Source organism: Brevibacillus sp. HB1.1 (genome assembly GCF_013332445.1).
Classification (GTDB): domain Bacteria; phylum Bacillota; class Bacilli; order Brevibacillales; family Brevibacillaceae; genus Brevibacillus; species Brevibacillus porteri.
In genome coordinates this window covers 15,223-37,818 of record NZ_JABMIV010000017.1, presented here as the reverse complement: position 1 = coordinate 37,818, position 22,596 = coordinate 15,223, and the positions used below count along the sequence as shown (strand labels likewise).

23 protein-coding genes are annotated in these 22,596 nt (G+C 46.4%); 9 read left to right on the top strand and 14 right to left on the bottom strand.

Translation table 11 applies throughout. The features are described from left to right. Nucleotides 1–16: 16 nt before the first annotated feature. The 3 genes from HPY27_RS28015 to HPY27_RS28005 form a co-directional block, all read right to left on the bottom strand. Nucleotides 17–499 (bottom strand): GNAT family N-acetyltransferase, encoded by a 483-nt coding sequence (locus tag HPY27_RS28015; RefSeq protein WP_174226474.1) that lies wholly within the window; start codon nucleotides 497–499, stop codon nucleotides 17–19. A gap of 91 nt (nucleotides 500–590) precedes the next feature. Then, a complete protein-coding gene (locus tag HPY27_RS28010) occupies nucleotides 591–1,697 on the bottom strand; it encodes a threonine aldolase family protein (protein ID WP_017247114.1) in 1,107 nt (368 codons plus the stop codon). Nucleotides 1,698–1,779: 82 nt separating this feature from the next. Next, nucleotides 1,780–2,340, bottom strand: coding sequence for a bifunctional transcriptional activator/DNA repair enzyme AdaA (locus HPY27_RS28005; RefSeq protein WP_035290891.1), 561 nt, complete (start codon nucleotides 2,338–2,340; stop codon nucleotides 1,780–1,782). A gap of 169 nt (nucleotides 2,341–2,509) precedes the next feature. Here HPY27_RS28005 and HPY27_RS28000 point away from each other — a divergent pair, with 169 nt between their 5' ends. The 3 genes from HPY27_RS28000 to HPY27_RS27990 all read left to right on the top strand — a co-directional run bounded on the left by HPY27_RS28000 (nucleotide 2,510) and on the right by HPY27_RS27990 (nucleotide 4,963). Further along, nucleotides 2,510–3,442, top strand: coding sequence for a DNA-3-methyladenine glycosylase 2 (locus tag HPY27_RS28000; RefSeq protein ID WP_174226473.1), 933 nt, complete (start codon nucleotides 2,510–2,512; stop codon nucleotides 3,440–3,442). 19 nt (nucleotides 3,443–3,461) lie between these two features. Further along, the gene (locus HPY27_RS27995) at nucleotides 3,462–4,580 is read left to right on the top strand and encodes a deoxyribonuclease IV (RefSeq protein WP_174226472.1); all 1,119 of its coding nucleotides are present in this window, start codon (nucleotides 3,462–3,464) and stop codon (nucleotides 4,578–4,580) included. A gap of 83 nt (nucleotides 4,581–4,663) precedes the next feature. Beyond that, on the top strand, nucleotides 4,664–4,963 hold the full coding sequence (locus HPY27_RS27990) for an Ada metal-binding domain-containing protein (RefSeq protein WP_017247111.1): 300 nt from the start codon (nucleotides 4,664–4,666) through the stop codon (nucleotides 4,961–4,963). A 44-nt stretch (nucleotides 4,964–5,007) separates the two neighbouring features. On the opposite strand, the gene HPY27_RS27985 is transcribed toward HPY27_RS27990, so the two are convergent. The 3 genes from HPY27_RS27985 to HPY27_RS27975 form a co-directional block, all read right to left on the bottom strand. Continuing rightward, complete coding sequence (locus HPY27_RS27985) at nucleotides 5,008–5,397, bottom strand: hypothetical protein (protein WP_254613014.1); 390 nt, start codon at nucleotides 5,395–5,397, stop codon at nucleotides 5,008–5,010. Between the two features lie 10 nt (nucleotides 5,398–5,407). Continuing rightward, a complete protein-coding gene (locus HPY27_RS27980) occupies nucleotides 5,408–6,187 on the bottom strand; it encodes a cyclase family protein (protein WP_173624344.1) in 780 nt (259 codons plus the stop codon). Between the two features lie 137 nt (nucleotides 6,188–6,324). Beyond that, a complete protein-coding gene (locus HPY27_RS27975; protein WP_254613013.1) occupies nucleotides 6,325–7,128 on the bottom strand; it encodes a MerR family transcriptional regulator in 804 nt (267 codons plus the stop codon). Between the two features lie 92 nt (nucleotides 7,129–7,220). Between HPY27_RS27975 and HPY27_RS27970 the strand changes: the two genes are divergently transcribed. Together HPY27_RS27970 and HPY27_RS27965 are read left to right on the top strand one after the other, a co-directional pair. Next, the gene (locus tag HPY27_RS27970; RefSeq protein WP_173624346.1) at nucleotides 7,221–8,231 is read left to right on the top strand and encodes an alpha/beta fold hydrolase; all 1,011 of its coding nucleotides are present in this window, start codon (nucleotides 7,221–7,223) and stop codon (nucleotides 8,229–8,231) included. 97 nt (nucleotides 8,232–8,328) lie between these two features. Continuing rightward, nucleotides 8,329–8,880 carry a dihydrofolate reductase family protein gene (locus tag HPY27_RS27965; RefSeq protein WP_173624347.1) on the top strand — a complete coding sequence of 184 codons (552 nt, stop codon included), beginning with the start codon at nucleotides 8,329–8,331 and terminating at the stop codon, nucleotides 8,878–8,880. A 116-nt stretch (nucleotides 8,881–8,996) separates the two neighbouring features. Here the strand turns inward: HPY27_RS27965 and HPY27_RS27960 are convergent, their stop codons facing one another. Both HPY27_RS27960 and HPY27_RS27955 read right to left on the bottom strand, forming a co-directional pair. After that, complete coding sequence (locus HPY27_RS27960; RefSeq protein WP_254476443.1) at nucleotides 8,997–10,307, bottom strand: hemolysin family protein; 1,311 nt, start codon at nucleotides 10,305–10,307, stop codon at nucleotides 8,997–8,999. A gap of 208 nt (nucleotides 10,308–10,515) precedes the next feature. Next, nucleotides 10,516–11,277 (bottom strand): exodeoxyribonuclease III, encoded by a 762-nt coding sequence (locus HPY27_RS27955; protein WP_174226490.1) that lies wholly within the window; start codon nucleotides 11,275–11,277, stop codon nucleotides 10,516–10,518. A gap of 225 nt (nucleotides 11,278–11,502) precedes the next feature. On the opposite strand from HPY27_RS27955, the gene mphJ reads away from it, so the two are divergent. The 3 genes from mphJ (at nucleotide 11,503) to HPY27_RS27940 (ending at nucleotide 13,517) form a co-directional block, all read left to right on the top strand. Next, nucleotides 11,503–12,426 (top strand): macrolide 2'-phosphotransferase MphJ, encoded by a 924-nt coding sequence (gene mphJ, locus HPY27_RS27950; protein WP_173624349.1) that lies wholly within the window; start codon nucleotides 11,503–11,505, stop codon nucleotides 12,424–12,426. 144 nt (nucleotides 12,427–12,570) lie between these two features. Beyond that, nucleotides 12,571–12,891, top strand: coding sequence for a hypothetical protein (locus HPY27_RS27945; protein WP_254613012.1), 321 nt, complete (start codon nucleotides 12,571–12,573; stop codon nucleotides 12,889–12,891). Between the two features lie 116 nt (nucleotides 12,892–13,007). After that, entirely contained in the window at nucleotides 13,008–13,517 is a 510-nt protein-coding gene (locus tag HPY27_RS27940) for a PepSY-associated TM helix domain-containing protein (protein ID WP_017247100.1), read from the top strand. A 57-nt stretch (nucleotides 13,518–13,574) separates the two neighbouring features. Here HPY27_RS27940 and HPY27_RS27935 read toward each other — a convergent pair whose 3' ends face one another. The 5 genes from HPY27_RS27935 to HPY27_RS27915 all read right to left on the bottom strand — a co-directional run bounded on the left by HPY27_RS27935 (nucleotide 13,575) and on the right by HPY27_RS27915 (nucleotide 19,353). Beyond that, on the bottom strand, nucleotides 13,575–14,099 hold the full coding sequence (locus HPY27_RS27935; protein WP_017247099.1) for a DUF420 domain-containing protein: 525 nt from the start codon (nucleotides 14,097–14,099) through the stop codon (nucleotides 13,575–13,577). 188 nt (nucleotides 14,100–14,287) lie between these two features. Next, nucleotides 14,288–15,667 carry an amino acid permease gene (locus HPY27_RS27930; RefSeq protein WP_017247098.1) on the bottom strand — a complete coding sequence of 460 codons (1,380 nt, stop codon included), beginning with the start codon at nucleotides 15,665–15,667 and terminating at the stop codon, nucleotides 14,288–14,290. A 323-nt stretch (nucleotides 15,668–15,990) separates the two neighbouring features. Continuing rightward, entirely contained in the window at nucleotides 15,991–16,932 is a 942-nt protein-coding gene (locus tag HPY27_RS27925; protein WP_174226469.1) for an alpha/beta hydrolase, read from the bottom strand. 13 nt (nucleotides 16,933–16,945) lie between these two features. Beyond that, nucleotides 16,946–18,016, bottom strand: coding sequence for an LLM class flavin-dependent oxidoreductase (locus HPY27_RS27920; protein WP_017247096.1), 1,071 nt, complete (start codon nucleotides 18,014–18,016; stop codon nucleotides 16,946–16,948). A 98-nt stretch (nucleotides 18,017–18,114) separates the two neighbouring features. After that, on the bottom strand, nucleotides 18,115–19,353 hold the full coding sequence (locus tag HPY27_RS27915) for an MFS transporter (protein WP_174226468.1): 1,239 nt from the start codon (nucleotides 19,351–19,353) through the stop codon (nucleotides 18,115–18,117). Nucleotides 19,354–19,603: 250 nt separating this feature from the next. On the opposite strand from HPY27_RS27915, the gene HPY27_RS27910 reads away from it, so the two are divergent. After that, nucleotides 19,604–20,185: a TetR/AcrR family transcriptional regulator gene (locus HPY27_RS27910; RefSeq protein ID WP_174226467.1), complete on the top strand. Its 582-nt coding sequence runs from the start codon at nucleotides 19,604–19,606 to the stop codon at nucleotides 20,183–20,185. 73 nt (nucleotides 20,186–20,258) lie between these two features. Here the strand turns inward: HPY27_RS27910 and HPY27_RS27905 are convergent, their stop codons facing one another. Next, nucleotides 20,259–22,229 carry a methyl-accepting chemotaxis protein gene (locus HPY27_RS27905; protein WP_174226466.1) on the bottom strand — a complete coding sequence of 657 codons (1,971 nt, stop codon included), beginning with the start codon at nucleotides 22,227–22,229 and terminating at the stop codon, nucleotides 20,259–20,261. Between the last annotated feature and the right edge of the window lie 367 nt (nucleotides 22,230–22,596).

Below are 22,596 nucleotides of genomic sequence, written 5' to 3'. Positions count from 1 at the left end.
CATTCATTTTATCAACTCATTTTGAAACTGTCAAATCGAGATGAAAAATCAGCTCCTCGCCATATTCTCCCGCAAACCTTAATCCTTGATCTACAAAACCCGCCTTTTTATACAGTTGGATCGCTGGGGTATTTGTATGATGAACCGTCAACACACTTTCATCCCGCATCGGGTAATACTCTCGTGCGATGTCAGGCAAGCTCTGTAAAGCTTTCAAAGCGTAGCCCTTCTTTTGATGACGGGAATCGATCGAGAACGATTTAAAAATAATCGCCTGTTCATTTGGTGTGTAGGGATTGCCTGTCTGTGGTGTGAATAAGGCAAAACAGCCGATTAAATGACCTTGGTCAAAAATCACATAGGGCTGCTGATCAGAATTGTTTTGAGATACTTCGATGATATCGACTGGCATAGACGTGTAGATCGCTTGTTCTTGCGGCAAATCGTACGCCATGATCCAAGGGTAGTCGCTTTTCTCGTACGGTCTGATGATGAACATAATGCTCCCTTTCTCTTCTTTCGGAACATACTGTGGCAGCCCGGTATGAATCTGTAAGCACCAGTCTGCCACCGCCCCGAAATGGATTCATTTACTCGGCTTTTGATTTCTGTTCCCCTATTTTTTGATTCAGCTTTTCGAATGCCAATGCTAGCTCTTCTTTCGGGATCATCGCATACCGATCGCCAATACTTACCTCATAGGAGCTAGAAGATTCGTCTTTCTGTCTTACATAATGCGTGAAGCCAATCCCTGTCTCTTCACTAAGTGAGACCATGATACGCTCGAGCTCTTCTTGCGGCAAATCTGCGTGCACATGAAACATGTTGGACACAGGCACGGCCGGTCTCGTAGATATCCCCTGGCATTGGTTGTACAATCTCGCCAGCTCTTTTGCATGCTCGTAATATTGATTGAATTTATGTTTTCTTTGCTCAAAATGGTATTCTGACGTAACAATGTACGGGTACAAACTAATCAGATCCCCACCATGGCGTCTTTTCCATACCTTCGATTGCTTCGTGAAATCTTCATCCCCAGCCAGGATCGCTCCGGCAATTCCGCCTATCCCTTTGTAAAAGGAAACGTACACGCTATCAAACAATGCGCATACCTCATCGGCTGATTTCTGGTAATACGGCAGGATTTCCAAAAGCCGGGCACCATCTAGATGCAACCGAACTCCTTTTTCCCGACAATACTGGGAGATCGCCTCCAAATCCTCATACGAGGGCAGCTGTCCGCCAATCTCACGCTGTGGCAATTCCAGCAACAGGCACGCGATATCGTCGTCCATGCCGAGAACATCGTCCAGTTCAATCACTCTGTCTTTATCCGCCAGCAAGACCGCCTCAATCTGATGCAGCTCCTTGAGCCCATCTTCCTCGTGAATCTCCAAGTGGCAGAGCGGATGATAGGCGACCTTTTTGATTCCCTTCTCATCGCACCAGATGCGTAACGCGATTTGTTGGGCCATCGTACCGCTGGGAAAGAACACGGCAGACTCTTTGCCCAAATATTCGGCCATCTTGCTCTCGAAATTCTCGATGAGTTCGCCTGTTCCGTACATATCACCCTCTACATTCCCATCCACTCTGGACAGGACCTGCTGCAATTGATGGAGGTCTCTCTTGCTGTGCCCGGCGATTTGATAAGTGGTCTTTTTAAATACTTCTCGCAAGGTTTTCATATCGCTCATTTTGGCAGTGCTCCTTTTTCTTTCTCATCTTCAAAGCTTCTTACTTCTAAAGATATTACATTTCACGAGCAGCTTATGTCGTTTATTGTTTGACGCACTGTTGGCGATATTCACTCGGGGTCTTGCCCGTCATTTTTTTAAACAACGTGATAAAATACGGCGTATTCGGCATTCCTACCAATTGCGCAACATCCGCGATCTGGTTGTTCGAATGAACCAGCAGCTCTCGCGCCCTGTCTATCCGCTTTTTCTGGATGTACTCCACGGGCGTCATTGACATGAGTCGCTTAAATGTTCGCTGCAAATGAAACGGACTGCCATGGCACATATCCGCCAAATGCTCCAACGTCAGCTTTTCGTTATAATGAGAATCAATATACTGTGTAATTTGTGCCACCCACTCACGATCAGGCAACCTCTCTCCCGTGGGCTTGCATCGTTTACATGGGCGAAATTCTTCCCGCATAGCTTGGCTTGCATTTTGGAAAACTCGCACGTTCTCCCTCTTCGGCGGCTTTGACTTGCACGACGGTCTACAAAAGATCTTCGTCGTTTTTACCGCATAAAAAAATTGATCATCGTAAGACACATCGTTATGAATAATGGCCTGCCATCGCTCATCGGTTACCCGTTCCTCCAACACATGTCATCTCCTTTGCCATAGCCGTTATCGAATCGCTTGCTCTTATTGACAGTATACCCCTACGCTACGTGATCCGTACTGCTAGAAAATTAAAATAGCAAGATAACGAAATGACAGTATCGCTTTTCTTGTTATAAAACTAGGAGGAAGTCAGACAGGAGGTTTTCGCATGACAAACGGTCTATCACACGAGGCTTGGGTCGATAATAGAGAAGAAATAATCTTGTCCGTACCTACGGAATTCAGTTTTTCGCAAAATCTTCACTACTTGTCCAGAGCATCCAACGAATGCATGTTTCACATTCAAAACGGGCGCCTCTACAAAGCCATCCCGATTGAACAAGATCCACAAGTGGTCGAAATTCATGGAGATAACGCTCAAGGATTGACTGTGCGTTTTCTCAGCCCTTCGCTTCCCACCGAAAAAGTCCGGATAGAGGTAGCACGCTATGTTCGCGATTGGTTCGATCTCGATCGAAATCTGGTTCCGTTTTATGCGCTTGCCGCAGGGGATGCTCTTCTACAGCAGGCTGTTGAAAAGTTCTACGGGCTGCGGACCATGGGTATTCCCGACCTGTTTGAAGCGCTCAGTTGGGGTATCATTGGACAGCAAATTAACCTGACCTATGCGTACACGCTTAAACGGCGGTTGGTAGAGACATTCGGAAGACGGGTAGAGTTCGAAGGACAGACGTATTGGCTTTTTCCCACAGCGGAAAAAATCGCCGGATTATCCGTCGCTGATCTGGATGGATTGCGCATGACGACCAAGAAATGCGAGTATTTGATTGACGTCGCACAACTCATCGTTGAAGGGAAACTATCGAAAGAGCTATTATGGGACGGAGGAGATTATCAAACCGCGGAGAAACGTTTGACCAGTATTCGCGGGATTGGACCGTGGACGGCCAACTATGTGCTCATGCGCTGTCTGCGAATTCCCTCTGCTTTTCCCATTGATGATGTCGGCCTGCACAATGCAATCAAATTTTTACTCGGCAAAGAAAAAAAGCCGACAAAAGCAGAAATACAAGAGCTGTCCAAGGCTTGGACGAATTGGGAGTCGTACGCTACTTTTTATTTATGGCGTTTTCTTTATTAATCAAAGGAGGTTCTATCCTATGCTAAAAATAGGTTCGCACGTATCATTCTCCGGTAAGGGACTGCTGAATGCCGCCGAAGAAGCAGCCACCTACGGCTCGAGTACCTTTATGATCTACACGGGTGCACCACAAAACACCCGCCGCAAGCCGATCGAGGATCAGTACATTACGGAAGGCAAAGAAGTAATGGCGAAGCAGGGCGTGGATGAAATTGTGGTACATGCCCCGTACATTATTAACTTGGGCTCTTACAAGGACGATACCTATGAGCTCGCTGTCCGCTTTCTGCAAGAAGAGATTCGCCGGACCGACTACATTGGCGTCAAAAATATCGTGCTGCACCCTGGCGCGTACACAGACAAGGATGCAGAATACGGCATCGCCCGAATCGCAGAAGGCTTGAATGAAGTTCTGACAGGCATCAAAGACACCAACGTGAAAATCGCGTTGGAGACGATGGCGGGTAAAGGAACGGAAATCGGTCGCAGCTTTGAGGAAATCGCGGCCATCATCGAGAAAGTAGAAGACAACAGCAGGCTGACCGTCTGCATGGATACTTGCCATATTCACGATGCTGGCTACGATATCGTCAACGACTTCGATGGCGTCTTGGAACAGTTTGACCGGACAATAGGCTTGGACCGTCTCGCCGTCGTTCACTTGAATGACAGCAAAAACTTCCGCGGGGCAGGCAAAGACCGCCATGCGCCAATCGGTGCGGGACTCATCGGCTTTGATGCGATGAACTACATCGTGAACCACGAGAAAATCCGCCACCTGCCGCTTGTACTAGAGACACCTTGGATCAGCAAGGAGAAAGGCAACGAGCGTCCGATGTACGAAGCAGAAATCGCCCTCCTGCGCGGGGAAGTGGACAAGCGCTTCGGCGACGAATTCATGGACCATGTAGAGCGCCTCGATTTCTTTTTCCGCAAACAAGATATCACCAGACGCGAGTATGTGATTGGGATTTGGGAGCTGCTCAAAAACGACGCGAAGGCAAAGAAAGCCGATGGCCGCGAGCCGATGGAGCGTCTGTACGATATGGTGAAGGAAGCGAGATTGTTCCCTGAGCTTACCGAGGAGCAGATCAACCACCGCTTGAGTGCCTACTTCGCGATTCCAGCATTCTCGTAATGTAAAAGCACTTGATGTAGGCTGACTGTGGCTTCCTCCTGTTGGAGTGAACCCGACTCACGTACCAATAGAGGGGGAGCCATATGCCTACGCCAAAAAAGCCAGCACCTCAAGATGCTGACTCTGCCAAAACATACACCCTGCTCGGAGCTGATCGCTCTTTTTATCAAAGTGATACTCCGGGTACATTAGGAGGGTATCGACCAGGCAGGATATATGGCCGACTGGATTGTCCCTCTGCCATCAGAGCCATTACGCGAGGCGGTTATGTGCGCCATCGCGTATTTTTTGCGGATGAAGCAACCGCTATTGCTGCGGGATATCGGCCTTGTGCAGTTTGTTTACGAGAGAAATATTTGTTGTGGAAAGTGATGCGTGCGTAGATCAATGCGTCCTGCCATTCCGTTCATTTTGCCTCATGGTATCTCTATAGAACACCTGCGGGGATTCGAAAGAGTACATAGTTGCCCGTCCACATTTGTGACGTGATAATCATCTTCTCTTTCCTCCGTTCAAAAAAGTATCCGGCCCCTTCTTGCTGGATAAAGGTCCAGCCTTTTTCTGTCACTGCTCGTATCATCGCTTCTGCCGCTGATGCTTGATTCGCTTGCGGCCCATACCCATACCAATCGACGTTTTCCTCCGTCGTCAATTTGACGATGGTTCCCGTGTTTTCGCCCAACAGCTCTGCCACTTCTCTTTTGGACTTGGAATCGAATGGTAATGCAGGATACCAGATCAGGGAAACATACGCGATCATGATGAAACAAAAGCCCAAGAAGAATAGGAGGAACAGAACTTTCGCTCTCTTGTTCATGCCCATGCAACTACTCCTCTTCTTCAAAAATGGCAACCGGACGCGCCCATCCCGCGCTCGCCCCTTTTACTTTTACAGGAAACACAGAAACGGTAAACCCGTAGGGTCTCGGCAATTGCTCCAAGTTCGCCAGCTTTTCAATTTGGCAATACTCTTTCTCTTTTCCCACATAGTGAGCCGCCCATAATACGCCATCGCGCGGATTTTGTTTATAGTTAGCGGCTTGAACGGAAAACGGGATATCCCATCCCCACCCATCGGTTCCCATGACCTTAATTCCTTGATCAATCAGCCAATGGGTTGCTTCCGCCGATACCCCTGCATGTGATAGGAAATAGTGTTCTTCATAGTATCTTTTATCTGCATCCGTCCTGATCAGGACAATATCGAACGGTTTTAGTTCGTATTGGATTTGGGCGAGCTTCTGCTTTACATCATTCACCGTGATTTCGTAGCCAGACGGCTTTTCACTAAAATCAAGCAAGACACCATCTCCGTAGAACCACTCCAACGGTAACTGATCAATCGTTCTTGCCGGCTCTCCCTCGGAAGTAGGCCAGTAATGCCAAGGTGCATCTACATGTGTCCCTGTATGTGTCGTGAGTGTCACCGTTTCACTCGCCCAAGCCTTCTGCTCGGGAAAATCCGTTGATTGGAGTCCGAAATACTGCGCAGCTTGGACAGCCCCTTCTTCATGACTATTGTATTGAATCTCAGGTGGAAACGGTTCTTTTGCCAGACGATCAAGAGGCACACTCAGATCAATGAACCGACGTGCTTTTCTATTCATAGCAGGATTCCCTTCTTTCCCCTTTGTAATTTTCTGTATTTTCGTTCAACATTACTGTACTACCTGCCTTCCACCAGCGTCAAATGAACACAAGCAAAAGGCCAGTACCTCGTCGTCTATACAGGTACTGGCCTTGTTTATGGAGATTCAATAGGAATTTGTACTTCTACATACGTATCGCCCCCATCTGGGGATTGCAGATAGTTTTCTCTGCCTGGCTGATCTTTTTTGATCCGGTATTGATTGCGCTCTATCCATTTTGCCAAGTCAATACAGGCCGTAGAAGGAACGAATGGCTCTACACGTTGGACCAGGGTGGCCATCATCGGCTCCTCTGGCAGCATACGTATTTCCAGCCTATCAGATGGCAAGGAAATGTCCTGTTTGAGTACATAGCCGATCTCCAATTCGAATGCCGTCTCGTCCCTCTCCGATTCCTTCCACAAAACGATGGGAGAAAGCATCCCTCTCTGCTGCTTGCCTGCATAATGAGCCAGTCGATCGAAAAGCATCGGAATCTCTTCCACGTTCCCTTCCGCACGGAACGAGACAACTTTTTGAGCTTCGACTCGTTTAAAGACAACCTCTTGTTCTCCATACCCCTTTTGCTCGATCGATAGCAGACGCTCCTTGATTCGATTCAATCGTGCTTGCTCCTCCTCAAGGAGCTGTTTCATTTCCCTTTCTTTTTGCCTGAATATGCCTTGTAGTTGTTCCAGGGACATCTCTTCATGAAGCAATTCCTGAATTTGTTGCAACGTAAATCCCAAGTCCTTGTACATGAGGATTCGATTGAGCGTAACCAATTGCTCTGCTGCATAAAACCGATAGCCAGTCTCTTTGTCGATATCCGCTGGCTTCAAAATACCAATCTGGTCATAAAAGCGAAGCGTCTTTAAGGACACTCTGCTCAATCGGGAAAATTCACTGATCTTAAACATGGAAAAACCCCAATCTATCATTCCCTTGACTTTCCCCTGTACGGGAACGTTTATAGTTGAAAAAAATCATGCTTACAAAGGAGCAATGCGAGATGGATTACGATATTTTTCACTTGGGAGAGGTTCGCTTGCAGTCAGGAGTGACCCTCCCACATGCATATATTGCTTACAAAACGTACGGCACGCTCAACGCAGCCAAGGATAACGTCATTATATTTCCTACATCGTTTGGAGACCAGCATTACCAAAACGAATGGCTTATCGGGGAAGATAAGGCTCTGAATCCGAATCAATATTTTATCATCATTCCCAACATGCTCGGCAACGGGCTATCGTCCTCCCCGAGCAATACAGCCAGCCCGTATGATCAGGCCAATTTTCCACACGTTACGATCTACGATAATGTCGCCCTTCAGCATCGACTCATTACGGAGCGGTTTGGCATCAAAAAAATTGCGCTGGCAACTGGCTGGTCGATGGGGGCCATCCAGGCTTTTCATTGGGCGGCGAGCTACCCAGATATGGTCGAACGATTGGCTCCTTTTGCCGGAACCGCAAAAACATGGCCGCATAACATCGTCTTGATCGAAGGCATCCGAGCAGCCTTGCAGGCCGATGTAGCTTGGAACAACGGGCAGTATACAGCATCTCCCGAGGTTGGCTTACGTACCTTAGGGCGCGTTTATGCGAGTTGGGGATTTTCACAGCCATTTTACCGCGAGGCATGCTATAAAGCTTTGGGCTATGAGACCCTTTCCGAATTTATCTCGGGATTTTGGGAGGAGAGCTTTGTTCCGTCGGATGCAAACGATTTGCTGGCGATGATGTGGACCTGGCAGCATGCCGACATTAGTCAAAATGATAGGTACAACGGAGACTTTGAGGCGGCGTTGCGAAGCATCCAGGCACGAACGGTTGTGATGCCTGTACGGACTGATTTGTATTTCACGCCAGAAGACAGTGAATATGAGACGAAGCACATCCCCAACGCTACTTTTACGCCGATTGAATCAATCTGGGGACACTTGGCTGGGTTTGGGCTTAACCCTGTCGATACCGCGTTTATTGATAACGCCTTAAAGGAACTGTTGGAGACAAAATGAAAATTGTTTCATGGCTTTGAGTGCTCAAATAAAAATGCGTGCAAGCCCTAGATCGTTTCACATAAAATGAAATGGAGAAAAAAGGAGGGACTTCCAAATGGCCTCATTAATTTATCATGTTGCCGTATCATTAGACAATTTTATTGCCGATCAAGGGATCATGGATGGAAATATTGAAAACACTCTCTTTTTATTTGAGGGAGAACATGTACCGGACTTTTTATCTGAAATTCAGGAATATGATGCTGTGCTGATGGGCGCCAAAACCTACGAGTTTGGGTTTAAATTCGGTGCCAAGCCGGGCGAACCAGGCTATAAGGGAATCAAGCATTATATTTTCTCAAACTCCATGCAGTTTGAATCCAATGCAGAAGTCGAGCTGATCAAAGGCGATGCCATCGAATTTATCAAGAATCTCAAGCAGCAAGAAAACGGCAAGCTGTGGCTGTGTGGGGGCGGTGAATTGGCAGGAGCGTTACTGGCACATCAACTAATTGATCAATTAGTGCTGAAAGTGAATCCGGTGATGGTCGGTGAAGGTATCCCTCTATTCGGAAGTGCGAAGCCACGTCTCAAACTCGAGTTAGTGAACATGAAACAGTACGCGAACGGCGTAACGAAACCTACCTACAACATTGTTTATATATAATCTCGCTTCACAAGAAAAACGGGACCACATCATTCGGCCCCGTTTCTTTTGTGAAATGACAACGTTATATTTTCCGGTACTTCCGCAGCTACTACACGCTCGTATTTTTCGTTACGTTACGTTACATCCTGCAATTCACGAGCTGGGACTTCCAATGCCTTCTGAATCTCAATCTTCCGTATGCGATGCTTGTCTTTCTTTCTGATCGTAAAGACGAGATCATCGTATTGCCATTGGATACCTTCTTTGAGCGTCGAATTTTGACTGTATAGCCAACCTCCGATGGTATCGAGCTCTTCTTCATTAATATTGGCGTTAAGCAAATCGTTAACCTCGGAGAGCAGTACCTTTCCGTCCACAATCACATGGCTGTTCTCTTCCACGATTTCGATTTCGGCTTTTTCCTCCGCGTCGAACTCATCACGGATCTCACCTACAATTTCCTCCAAAATGTCTTCAATCGTAACCATTCCGGAGGTACCGCCATATTCATCAATCAGGATGGCGATATGCGTTCTTTGTTTCTGCATTTTTTTCAAAAGATCTTTTACAGGAGTAGCCTCTGAAACCGTCAAAAACGGTCGGATGAGCTTGGACATATCCAAATTTGGATCATCGGCATAATTCAGAAAGAACTCTTTCGTGTTAATCATCCCGATAATATGATCTTTGTTTTGCGATATAACCGGAAAACGGGTATATTGCTCTTCTTTCATGATTCGCAGGTTTTGCTCAAGAGTATATTCTTTGTGCAAGCAGCTCATATCTGTCCGTGGGACCATAATCTCGCGGGCCAGCATCTCGTCAAAAGCAAAAATATTGCTAACGTACCCATACTCAGACTGATTAATTTTGCCGCTCTCATAGCTTTCCGTCAAAATGATTCGCAGCTCTTCTTCTGAGTGACTTTCTTCGTGCTCCTTGGTCGGTTTCATCCCGAATGAACGCACAAGTAGAGCAGCAGAGCCATTCAGCACCCAGATTGCAGGGTACATCAATTTATAGAACCAAATAATAGGTTTCGCACACAGTAAGCTAACCGCTTCTGCCTTTTGAATCGCCACTGTTTTTGGTGCCAGTTCCCCGACAACCACATGTAGAAACGTAACAAGCGAGTAAGCAATCACAAACGACAGGACTGCAACGACTTGTTCGGGTAAATAAGGCGTAAGAAATGGGCTAATGATGCTTTCAATCGTCGGTTTCCCTAATACCCCCAAGCCAATGGCTGTCAACGTAATCCCCAACTGACACGCTGACAAATATCCATCCAGGTTACTAACTACTTTCTGAACAGCAAGAGCATTCTTTCTCCCTTCCATGACCAGTTGGTCCACACGGCTTGGGCGAAGCTTTACAATTGCGAATTCAGTTGCCACAAAAAATGCAGTAGCAACAATCAGAAAAGCAATTAGTAACAAATTCATGGTTAGCAATATCCTATCCCCTCTTCATTTAGAAGTCTTACGTTTTCATTGTACGAAACTCCACTCCATCATATCAAAGTTCGCTTATATCCAATTTCGTCTTAATTGTTTGATTATAGGCAGTTTTGCTATTTCAGGTCACTCACCCTTACAATTGCTGACTACAGGCATGGCATACTTACTCCTATCCTTCCCTGCCTCCTACTCTTTATTCGAAATTGCCTAACTCCAACATGACCGGACAATGATCGCTTCCCATCACCTGTGAGTCAATTCCCGCCCCGAGCAACGATGGAGCTAGCCTCTCAGACGCGAGAAAATAATCAATACGCCATCCGATATTCCGCTCTCTTACTTTTGGCATAAAAGACCACCACGTATATGCATCTGTCTGATCCGGATAAAAATATCGATAGGTATCCACAAATCCAGCTGCCAGCAAACTCGTCATCTTCTCACGCTCTTCAGGAGTAAAGCCAGAATTATTGCGATTCGACTTCGCATTCTTCAAATCAATCTCTTGATGGGCGACATTCAGATCCCCACAAACCACCACGGGCTTCTTCGCATCCAGCTGCAATAAGTAGTTCCGAAACCGATCCTCCCATTCCAGCCGATAATCCAATCTCGACAAATCACGCTTCGCATTCGGAGTGTAGACCGTGACCAAGTAGAAATCCTGAAACTCCAAAGTAATCACGCGGCCCTCAGGCTCATGGTTTTCTTCCAGCCCATAACGAACAGAGAGTGGTTCCATTTTTGTAAAAATAGCCGTTCCGGAATAACCCTTTTTCTCTGCGTAGTTCCAATATCGATGATACTCCTCGCCGATCTCCAACTCGATTTGACCTTCCTGCAGCTTCGTTTCCTGCAAGCAAACTATATCGGCATTCGCTTCTTTGAAGTACTCGTAAAACCCTTTGTTTACGCATGCGCGAAGTCCATTTACATTCCAAGATATCAATTTCATCATCGCTTATCTCCTCGTCGCTATTCGTTAGATTCCATGGTACACTATCTTTGTTTTCAATTATAGGAGGGTACAATGATGGACATTGCAATGGGCATCGCATTCATGAGACTTCGTTAAAATCGACAAGACCCCAAGTCGGCTCAGCCATTTTCAAAAACGGAGTGGGATGAGTTTATTTGTGTTTGATTGATTGTAACTATTCATGAATGAGGTGTTTTTATTATGTCTAAAAACAATGTAGAGCAAATGCTCGCCATCGCGAAAAACAACGGAATCCTTGTAGACCCAACTACCGTGAAGGTGAATGAATCCGGCTTAGATTTCCTTGCGATTTTTGCAAGTACGATAGATGGCGTTCCATGGGTATTGCGCCAACCGCGCCGTGACGATGTCGTGGAGACAGCTCGTTACGAGAAAAAGGTGTTAGATCTCGTGGCAAAACATCTACGTGTAGAAGTACCGGATTGGCAGGTTCACACCTCTGAATTCATCGCTTATCCGATCCTAAGTGGCACACCGATGGCAACGATCAATATGGAAACAAAAAATTATGAGTGGTATTTGAACCCTGAATCTCTACCTGAGCTGTGCTTACAAACATGGGCAGAAGCATTGGTCGAGTTACACGGTATTCATCATGATCTTGCTCGAGATGCTGGTATCCGCGTCAAGCAGCCTAGCGAAGCACGAGCAAGCCTTCGAGAAAAGATGAATGATGTCAAACGCGTCTTTGGCGTTTCTCAAGCGCTATGGGATCGTTGGCAAAATTGGATTATGGATGATACATTCTGGCCTGCTCACTCCGTTCTCGTGCATGGTGACCTCCATCCGGGGCATATCCTGGTTGATGAAAACGGAAAGGTAACGGGGCTCCTGGATTGGACGGAGGCCGAAGTAGCTGATCCGGCGACGGACTTTACGGTCTTTTACATGTTGTTTGGGGATTCAGGCTTGGCTGATTTCATCAAACGCTACGAAAAAGCAGGAGGCCGTGTATGGCCGCGCATGCATGAGCACATTGCAGAAATGACATCCGTGTATCCCGTCATTCTTGCCACCTTTGCGTTGAAATCAGGACTGGAAGAGTTCAAGATCATGGCACAACAAGCTCTGGGAGTCGATGAAAACGGCAAAGAGATTTCTTAATAAATAAAACCAGCCACCGTCCCCGATTGGAGGCGGTGGTTTTTCCATGTAAATAGCTACAATGAGCCATTACTGTCTTGGAGATATGGTGTTACAATAAATCGGCTCATTTGGACAATCCTTTATTAAATAGATGGAGTGAATATGATGAAGCGAGGACTTCTTATTGGCATTTGTGCTGTGGTTGTAGTAACAGGCGTGCTTTCCATTCCTGTTGAGGCAGGCCCCTCACCCGACACACGAATCATATTGGAGCACACGAACAAGACGTATATTTCACCGCCCTGTTATGAGCAAGCTAACAAAACGAACAATCTAGCCGAAGCTGATATGAAAAAAGCGCAGGAATTGAATTATCAGCCAGAATCCAGCTGCACGGCAAATTCACTTGCCCCCATCAAGCAACCGATCGCTTCCATACTCGCTGAAAATCTTAGAATAAAACAAAGCCAATGGGACTGGTAACTGCACTACGTTCTGATTCACGAATTGTTCAAGGAAAATAGCTCATGTGAGCCATCTCCTTTTATCAACAAAGTTTATATAATCATCAAGAACGTCATCGAGAGGAGTAACCCTGCATGCTATTTAAGAAGTGGAACCGTAACTTCCACCGCTACATCGGACTCATTGTTAGCCTTTTTTTACTGATGTGGGCCATTACTGGTTTTCTCCTGTTAAATGTTCCTTGGTATCAGGAAAAAGCCACAGACTTGAAAACCACAATGATCGAGGTACCCGCAAAACCAGAAGAGCTAACCATTGCCTATGTGGGGGAGAAGTTAGTAGAAACTGGGGAATATTCTTGGGCTGAGATCAGATCGATCGCAAAATCAGGTGACTCTTTCAAAGTCTACGTCAGCAGAGAACCTATTCTGCGGCTGACTGTTTCTTCAGAAGGGCACATCACAGCCTTGAAACAAGATCCCATTTTAGATTTCTTCTACGGACTGCATGTGGGCGAATGGGAAGACCTTAACTATGTGACTGTGTTAGAGATTATCTCCATTTTAACTGCTTTTCTTGTCGTCTCCGGGCTCATTTATTTCCTGCCCAAACGCTGGTTTAAGAAACGTGAAACGAAAATATAAAGGCTTCGGCCATAAAAAAAGAGCGTTAGCCTTCAGCAGCTAATGCTCTTTTTTTGATTAATAGTACGGAGAAATCATGATGTAAACAATGACACCCGTCGCACTGACATACAGCCACATCGGCATCGTCCAGCGGGCGATTTTTTTATGTTTTTCCACCTTCATGTTGAGTCCACGTGCAGTCGTAATCAGCGCAAAAGGCACGATAAGCGCCGACAGCAGAATATGTGTAATCAAAATGAAGTAATAGATCGGCCGCAGAATTCCCTCTCCCCCGTAGGAAGTGCTAGGTGCCATTCCGTGGTAGATCACATACGAAACCAAGAAGAGAGCTGTTGTCGAGAAGGCTGCAAAAATATATCCTCGATGCATCTTCATGTTTTTGAACTTCAGGATGGAAACGAGTGCGGCAACCAGAAATACAAAGGTAAAACTGTTCATGACCGCATTAAAAAACGGCAGAAACGTCAGATCGAGATGGCTGAAATCATTGTTCTTCGGCATGAAGTACAAGATGGCGATCAGCGTGTTAATCGCTATGGTGAGAATAACGATAATCGGTGTATAGTTGCGTTGTTTCATTCTTATGCTCCTTTTTTCTCAGATCATGAATGAGTATCCCGCTTTAGTCTACCCATTGACGAGCCCGGACATTGGCAGCCGAAGACGGTTAACCAGTCCAGTCATCCTAATGATAAACGAAGTAGGTATGCCGTACAAAGGCGATTTGATGAACAAAAAAAAGGACCAACAAATGTTGGTCCCTTTCGTTATTTCTTATTTGATTGCTCGTCCAGTGGTACGGCCTTGCTAATTCCTAGTGCAAAGAAGCTGATGACCACAATCGCCAAGAAGACAATTCCGGCAATCAGGGAAACGCGTGTGTCATCATTGATCCACATACCAATGAGTACCATGATGAGAAAAGCAATAGTCAAATAGTTGCTCACTGGGGCAAAAGGCATTTTGAATGGATGGTTGTCCATTTCAGCACCCTTTGCTTTTCGGAATCTGATTTGACTGATCAAAATGACAAACCACGGTACCATACCAGGCAGAACACTCGCACTATACACATAAACGAAGAGATTTTCTGGGGCGATATAGCTTAAGATAACGCCAATGCCCAGACCGATCAGCACACCAATCGTACCTAACAACGGCACACCATTCGAAGACAGCTTCGTAAAAACTTTCGGGGCTTGGCCATTAACACCTAAGGTATACAGCATACGCCCTGCACTATAGATCCCACTATTACAGCCAGACATAGCAGCAGTGATCACCACAAAGTTAATGATACCTGCAGCAGCGGTAATACCAATCTTCGCAAAAGTAGCAACGAACGGACTGCCGATTGCCTGTAATTGATCCCAAGGGTAAACGGTTACAATAACAAAGATCGCACCGATATAGAAAATCAAAATACGCCAGATAATGCTTTGGATCGCACTCGTTAATGTTTTTCTCGGGTCTTTTGCTTCCCCTGCGGTAATCCCGATGAGCTCGACACCTTGATACGCCCCAATCACCAAGGAAAGGGCAAAGAAAAAGCCTGTCCAACCGCCCGTAAAGAATCCGCCATTCTCCCACAGATTCGATAATCCGATTGCGTTTCCACCATTTCCAATGCCAAAGAAAATCAATCCAAACCCTGCAATAATCATCAAAACGATCGTTACAATTTTGATCATGGCAAACCAAAACTCAAATTCACCAAATGATTTTACCGAGACCAGGTTTGCTGCACCGAGAATCACCATGGCAATTATGCCTGGAATCCAAGGCGGTAAATCCGGGAACCAATACTGCATATACTGCCCAACGGCGATGATCTCTGCCATCCCGACAATGACCCACTGGAACCAGTTACTCCAAGCCGTCATATAACCTGCTAACGGATGGATATACTTATGCCCAAAAGTCGCGAATGAACCCGTACTCGGTTCCATATACAACATTTCACCCATTGCACGCATGATGAAAAAAATAAAAATTCCTACAATTGCATAAGCTAGCATGACAGATGGTCCTGTCCATTTGATCGTGCTGGCAGATCCCATAAATAGCCCAACACCAATCGTACCGCCCAAAGCAATCATCTGAATATGACGGGCTTCCAGGCCTCTCTTCAGTTCTTTGTTTTCCACGTAAGATTCCTCTTCCTCTCTGCTGTTGGCGGTATTTTAGGAAAGCCATCATAGAAAGCATTCCTAATCGTTAGTAAGATTATTCCTTTTTCTTACGTTGTGCTTCACTTCCGAATTGTTTGTTTATTTGTAAAATAAATTTCACTAACGTTAATTATTATATTCACTTTATAAACAATTTGTAAATCGATATGTTTAAGAAAAATATAACCAAATATATATTACTGAAAAAACATTTTCTTCTAAACTAGGTTACACGATAGAAAAGCACAACAATCGCCGAGATTTCCCTCGATCGGTTGTTGTGCTTTTTGTCTCCACGATTATTTAGAATTAAGCGCTCTTGCCATCGCATCCACATAGCTTTGGCTGGCACGCTGGCTCACTTCTGCTTCGGGGACAAACACTTCAAAGCAGTGGTAGCAGCCGGGATACAGATGAAATTCCACGTCTACGCCCGCTTGTGCAAGTCGCGTCACATATTCGATCGTCTCATCTCGGAACAAATCGAGCTGTCCTACGCACGTATAGGTCGGCGGTAGCCCCGCCAAGCTTTCTGCTCTCGATGGCACCGCATATGCGGATAGCTGACTGTCATCGGTACCTTCGCCCAGGTACATACTCCACGCTGCCAAATTGTTTGTCCGGTTCCAGGTTGCATTTTCAGCCTCAATTTCATAGCTCGACGCTGTACGATTACGGTTGTCGATCATTGGATACAACGGCATTTGGAAAATAAGGGCTGGTCCACCTTTGTCGCGAGCCATTAAAGCAAGTGCTGCGGTCAGCCCCCCTCCCCCGCTTGCACCAGCAATCGCAACCCGATCCAAATCGATGCCGAGTGACTCAGCTTCGTCTGTCATCCACGTTAACCCGGCGTAACAGTCATGGATGGCAGCTGGATAGGGGTGTTCGGGAGCCAGACGATAATCGACCGATACGACTATACAATTAGCCGCTTGTACGAAGCGTTCGCAGAGAGCATCATCCATATCGGGGTGCCCCAGCACATAGCCTCCTCCGTGAATCCACAGCATGGCCGGAAGCTTACTGCCTGTTCGCTGGGCGGGCTCGTATATTTTCGCTAGCATCTCTCCTGCTGCGCCTTGAATCATTCGACTTGTGGTACGTACATGCTCTGACTTCACAATAGGCGGATTTTTCAGCATGGCCCTGCTCGACTCCAAATTTTCTTCGAGTTGAAAACCAGGGAATTGCGCTAATGTTTGCCTTAATTCCGGCAGTACTCGACGATGAAAATCCACGTGAATCCCTCCCTTAAGCAAATGTTGATTCTTGCTGTGTCTCTGCTTCCCACTTGGTTATTTCCTCTCGCACCCGAGGCGCTACCTCTGTTCCCAAGAGCTCAATGGCTCTCATTACCTGATCATGAGGCATCGTAGATATCGGCACATACATCATAAAGCGTGTCATGCCTACCTGTTTGCGAAGGTGAATGATCTTTTGGGCCACCGTCTCCGGATCACCCACATACAACGCTCCTTCGAAGCTGCGTGCGGCATCAAAGCTAGCACGGTTATAATGCGCCCAGCCCCGCTCCCTTCCGATTTTATTCATTCCTGCTTGGGTAGAAGGAAAAAATGTATCTGCCGCTAGTTCCGTATCTTCCGCAACAAATCCTAGTGAATGGGACCCAACTGTTAATCGCGATACGTCATGACCAGCGTGCACGGCCACCTTCTTATAAAGCTGCACAAGTGGTGCAAACTGCCGAGGACTTCCACCAATGATCGCTAGCATCAGTGGCAAACCCAGCAGACCTGCACGAACAACAGACTCCTGATTACCTCCGCTGCCAATCCATATAGGAAAAGGATTCTGAACAGGCCGTGGATACACGCCCAAATTCTGTATAGCTGGCCGATGACCGCCCCTCCAGGTTACTTTTTCGGACGCCTGTATTTTAAGGAGCAGCTCCAAATGTTCATCAAACAGCTCATCATAGTCATTCAAGTCATAGCCGAATAGGGGAAAAGACTCGATAAAGGAACCCCGTCCCGCCATAATCTCTGCCCGTCCATTTGAAAGGCCATCGAGTGTCGCAAAATCTTGAAAAACACGTACTGGATCAGCCGAAGAAAGCACTGTCACAGCACTTGTCAGCCGAATCCTTTTTGTCAGTGGCGCAGCCGCAGACAGCACCATTGCTGGAGAAGAAGCCGCATAATCCTTGCGATGATGTTCACCTATGCCAAATACATCAAGCCCAACCTGATCAGCGAGGACGATTTCCTCGACAACTTCACGCAATCGCTGTGCGTGGCTCATCACTTCACCTGTCTGAACATCCGGCGTCGTTTCCACAAACGAAGTAATCCCAATCTCCACAGACCTTCTCTCCTTTTGCAAAACTTGTATCAATCAACAGCTCTGAAAGCAAAATAGTTTCATTTCAGATATCTTCACTTCGAACTATTTCAGCAGCTCTATTCTCTTGTAATAGCCGTAACCCGTCTGGTCACTGCCCAATACACCAGAGCCAAAGCACTGACAGAGGCTCCGAGCAAGCATACTCCCTCCCAACCAAAATGCGCATATGTATAGGTCGAGGCAATGGAGCCAGCAGAAGAGCCGATCGAATAGAAAACCATATACCCCGCCGTGAGCCGACTCCGCGCCTCTGCACCCAAGGTGAAGATCATACTTTGATTCGTAACATGTACGGCCTGCACCGCCAAATCAAGCAAAACAATACCTATCGCCAAGGCAAATAGCGAATGTTCTAAATAGCCGATTAGCAGCCACGATAGTAGCAATAGACTCAAAGCAAAGCCCGTCGTTCTCTGTCCGTAACCTCGATCTGCGAGCTTCCCTGCCCTTGCTGCAGCTAACGCTCCGGCAACTCCTACGAGGCCAAACGCCCCTATCGCCGTATGCGACAAAGATAATGGCGGCGCACTCAGAGGCAGTACCAATGGCGTCCACAAAATACTAAAGGCAGCAAAGATCAGCATAGCCAGAACAGAACGAATACGTAATAGCCGTTCTTGTGCGAACAACATCAGGACCGATCCAAGCAACTGGAAGTAGGATAGCTGCTTTACCTCCCGCTCCCTATTTGGCAATACCCGAAATAATACACAAACCAATCCCAATAGAAATGCAGCAGAGACCAGATATACGGCACGCCATCCCGCAAGATCTGTTAAAACTCCTGCAATGGTTCGCGCTAGAAGTATGCCAATAACGATTCCACTTGTAACGACTCCCACCACTCGTCCTCGCTCAGCAGGGGCGGCCATTGTCGCCGCAAATGCAACAATTGTCTGCGTCACAACGGCAAGCAATCCTACCGCAGCTATACCTGCAAATAGTACTGTGCTGGTGGAGGCAGTCCCTACGATAACCAGCGCTACCACAGATAAAAACATCTGACCGATAATCAAGCGACGCTGATTCAATAGATCGCCAAGTGGCACAAGCAGCAACAGTCCTACTGCATAAAAGATTTGCGTAAGGGTAATGAGAATCCCAATGATGGAATAATCAATTCCGAACTCCATCGACAAATGATCAAGTAGTGGTTGCGCGAAGTAGATATTCGCAACCGACATCCCGCAAGCAACCGCAAACAATAGTGTTACATAGCGAGGCATGGGAGAGCCTTGCACTGAATCTGCCTTCCTATCGGCTTTAGCCGCTACTTTTTCGCTAACCTCCTCCATCTGTCTTCACCTTACCTCCTCTCATTTTACGTTTTGAACAAAATAACATACCGATCGGTACGTTATTGTGCCCAGTAAATATATCCCACTATTTCTTTTTCTGTCAACACCATTCTTTTTACGGTAGGATAAACCGTCCTAAAATTGACAATGCAGATGAAAACCAATAAAATATAAATTACCGTTCAGTACAAAAATTCCACTGGCAGTTACATAGATTCGAATACATGAGTAATGAGAGGAACTCTTTATGGCAAGAACACGCGAATTTGACGAAGAAAAAGTACTCGATGCAGCTATGCAGCTCTTTTGGGAGAAGGGGTATGAAGCTACCTCATTAAGTGATTTAACTTCCCGAATGGGTATCCAGCGCCCCAGTATTTACTCAACCTTTGGGGACAAAAAAGAATTGTTCGAAGCCGCACTACGCAGATACACGATGTCTCGTGCTTCGGAGATACGAACGAAGCTTCAAAACAATCCATCCGTAAAAGAGGCGTTTCGCCATTTTTTTAAAGAGGTGGCCGACGAGGACTATTCGGAAGGTCTCAGCCGCGGATGCTTTTGCATTAATACCATGGTCGAACTTGCCCCTCATGATGAGAAATTTGAGATTTTGACAAGGGAACACCAAATGTACCTCTCTGTCATCTTTCAAGAAACAATCGAGCGAGGTATCCAAACAGGTGAACTCGATTCGAGTATAGACGCGAAAGCTACCGCACAAGCGCTTATCGTATCGTTAATTGGACTGACCGTAATCATGAAATCTCGTCCAAATCGATCATTTGTTGATAATTCAATAGAAGTTACGCTTACGTTACTTAGGTAACTATTACGATCAACTTGGACAAAAAAAGACCAACATCTGTTGGTCTTCTTTCTCTCCATCACTACAACTACTGTTAGCGTTCCAATTTAAAACGCTGAACCAATGACTGCAACTCTTCCGCAATGTTGGCAAGATGCGCTGCCGAAGCCGCCACTTCCTCCATTGAAGCATTCTGTTCTTCACTGGCTGCGGCGACTTGGTCGACCTCTTGTGCAGTGGCTTGGCTCATGGCACTCGATTCACCAAAGGCCACAAGCATCAATGTATTTGATTGCATCAACCCTTCGCTGACGCGAGCTACTTGCTCGAGGTGCGCATCAATGCGGTTAATGGCCTCATACATTTCCGTAAAACGCTGCTCAACCGATTGTGTCAAATCACTTCCCGCTGTAGCAGAATCCACGCCCTCCTCCGTACGTCTAACCATGTGCAGAACGCGATTCTGAACCTCGCCGATCAGAGTGTCGATCTTTTCAGCAGCAGAACCTGTCTGATCAGCCAGCTTGCGTACCTCATCAGCAACGACAGCGAATCCACGGCCTTCTTGCCCGGCACGTGCCGCTTCAATAGCTGCATTCAACGCAAGTAAATTTGTCTGAGAGGCGATATCCTGGATAAAATTCGTCACCCCGCTAATTTCTCCAGCAACCCCTTTTAACTCCTCCATCTCATCTTTTGAACGAGTGGAATGCTCCACGATCATATTCACCTGTTGTCTCGCCGCTCCGAGGGACTCCTCTCCGGTATTGGCCAAACCTGTGATAAGCTGCGACATTTCCGTGCTCTCACGCAGAATGCGGATGGCATCATCCAGCTCCTGTTGCGCTTGCGTCGCCGATTGCTTCACGGTATCTATACTCCGATTCATATCGGAAGACATGGACGCTATTTCTTGCATGGAGGCTGCCACTTGTTCAATCGTTTGCACGTTCTCCTCCGAATTGGCAGACAAATGCTGGGAGGAAGCAGAGATTTGCTCGGAATGATCGGTAATTTGACGCAGAACATCGGACAACGATTGCGACATCGTATTGAAGTTGGATTGTAGCTGTCCAATCTCATCTATTCTTCCGCTCTCGATGGACCTGACTGTCAAATCCCCCTGCGCGATCGAGTCGGTCAGTTGCTTCAATTGCAGGATAGGTCTCACAGTCCGTTTCATGAAGATCCAGACAAACAAGGCAATAAGGGCAAGCAAAAGCACGATAAACATGAACGACATCCGTAACAGTGGCCCTGTTTTTTGCTTGATTTCACTCCAATCAATCACGGAAACGACGTTCAATCCGAGCGAATTTTGCTTGTTGAAATGGTAATATTCACGAAGCTCGTCAACGTCCATTTCAAAAGAACCCTGCTCTTGATCACGCATCACTTGGAAGCGCTCGTCTTCAAGCGGCTTGCCTTGTGGGAATCGCGGATGCGACATCGTCACGTTGTTCTGATCGAACAGGCTGACATATCCCTTTTCACCGATCTTGTACGTCTTTACCAGCTCGTTTAAGTGATCGATAGAAACGTCGATACCCGCTACTCCTGTACCGCCCGAGAGCGTCTTGGCAAACGTAATCACGTAGCTCCCACTGACTGCGTCGATGTAAGGGGGCGTCACAATGATCTGCCCTTTATGCTGAATCGCTTGCTTGTACCAATCTCGCGTAGTCGGATCAATTTCCTTTTTCGCAGAGTTGTAGTATCGATTGTCATAGTACATAAACGCAGCCAAAACATTGTCGATGTCTTTCTCTATGTTGTGGATACGATCGTAGATATACGTATCCGCATTTTGCCCCGGAGGAACTTGAACATCCGCAAAGCTATCGATCGTAACAGAATAATCCCGGTACGAATTATTGAGTACTTGTGTAATCATCGTGGTAACCGATTCAACTTGAGACAACAATTCGCGCTCTAACTGGTTGCGTGCCAGTTGTGTCAAGGAAAGGCTGAGAACGACAGAAGGAACAACGATAAGCAAGACGAGAAAAAACAGCATCTGCTTGGATAGCGAAGCTTTATAGCCGGTAAACATCTTTTTGATCATCTGTGATGACTCCTCTCTTATGGAAATAGGTTAACTAGCTGCTGTGAGAGCAACAGAACCAAACCGTTTTTGACAGCCCAAACACCGCCTCACAGGTCGACTAAAGGCGTACGGATAGACGGCAAAGCACCATAAATGTGCTGACCTTCATCAAGTTCATGTAAAGTATATTTCCCCTATTACTACCACTCTGAAACTTCACTACACCCAAACACGACAGTTTACTAATCACCCCAAAATTCAGATACCTAAAAAGTAGCAGCTCTGGAGGGTTTTTTAGTGTATTTTCACGATACTGTTTCATCCACACTCGTCAAAGCTGCATTTTTCATCATATAATGAATTATTGATATTTCAGCAACTCCCT

What these genes read in the sequence shown, in the direction of transcription:
- HPY27_RS27965 (WP_173624347.1), top strand. Translation starts at nt 8,329, where the DNA reads ATGGCCTCATTAATTTATCATGTTGCCGTATCATTAGACAATTTTATT.
- HPY27_RS27985 (WP_254613014.1), bottom strand. Translation starts at nt 5,397, where the DNA reads ATGAACAAGAGAGCGAAAGTTCTGTTCCTCCTATTCTTCTTGGGCTTT.
- HPY27_RS27955 (WP_174226490.1), bottom strand. Translation starts at nt 11,277, where the DNA reads ATGAAATTGATATCTTGGAATGTAAATGGACTTCGCGCATGCGTAAAC.
- mphJ (WP_173624349.1), top strand. Translation starts at nt 11,503, where the DNA reads ATGTCTAAAAACAATGTAGAGCAAATGCTCGCCATCGCGAAAAACAAC.
- HPY27_RS27975 (WP_254613013.1), bottom strand. Translation starts at nt 7,128, where the DNA reads ATGTTTAAGATCAGTGAATTTTCCCGATTGAGCAGAGTGTCCTTAAAG.
- HPY27_RS27905 (WP_174226466.1), bottom strand. Translation starts at nt 22,229, where the DNA reads ATGATCAAAAAGATGTTTACCGGCTATAAAGCTTCGCTATCCAAGCAG.
- HPY27_RS27910 (WP_174226467.1), top strand. Translation starts at nt 19,604, where the DNA reads ATGGCAAGAACACGCGAATTTGACGAAGAAAAAGTACTCGATGCAGCT.
- HPY27_RS27980 (WP_173624344.1), bottom strand. Translation starts at nt 6,187, where the DNA reads ATGAATAGAAAAGCACGTCGGTTCATTGATCTGAGTGTGCCTCTTGAT.
- HPY27_RS27935 (WP_017247099.1), bottom strand. Translation starts at nt 14,099, where the DNA reads ATGAAACAACGCAACTATACACCGATTATCGTTATTCTCACCATAGCG.
- HPY27_RS27945 (WP_254613012.1), top strand. Translation starts at nt 12,571, where the DNA reads ATGATGAAGCGAGGACTTCTTATTGGCATTTGTGCTGTGGTTGTAGTA.
- HPY27_RS28015 (WP_174226474.1), bottom strand. Translation starts at nt 499, where the DNA reads ATGTTCATCATCAGACCGTACGAGAAAAGCGACTACCCTTGGATCATG.
- HPY27_RS28000 (WP_174226473.1), top strand. Translation starts at nt 2,510, where the DNA reads ATGACAAACGGTCTATCACACGAGGCTTGGGTCGATAATAGAGAAGAA.
- HPY27_RS27970 (WP_173624346.1), top strand. Translation starts at nt 7,221, where the DNA reads ATGGATTACGATATTTTTCACTTGGGAGAGGTTCGCTTGCAGTCAGGA.
- HPY27_RS27915 (WP_174226468.1), bottom strand. Translation starts at nt 19,353, where the DNA reads ATGGAGGAGGTTAGCGAAAAAGTAGCGGCTAAAGCCGATAGGAAGGCA.
- HPY27_RS27995 (WP_174226472.1), top strand. Translation starts at nt 3,462, where the DNA reads ATGCTAAAAATAGGTTCGCACGTATCATTCTCCGGTAAGGGACTGCTG.
- HPY27_RS27990 (WP_017247111.1), top strand. Translation starts at nt 4,664, where the DNA reads ATGCCTACGCCAAAAAAGCCAGCACCTCAAGATGCTGACTCTGCCAAA.
- HPY27_RS28010 (WP_017247114.1), bottom strand. Translation starts at nt 1,697, where the DNA reads ATGAGCGATATGAAAACCTTGCGAGAAGTATTTAAAAAGACCACTTAT.
- HPY27_RS27940 (WP_017247100.1), top strand. Translation starts at nt 13,008, where the DNA reads ATGCTATTTAAGAAGTGGAACCGTAACTTCCACCGCTACATCGGACTC.
- HPY27_RS27960 (WP_254476443.1), bottom strand. Translation starts at nt 10,307, where the DNA reads ATGAATTTGTTACTAATTGCTTTTCTGATTGTTGCTACTGCATTTTTT.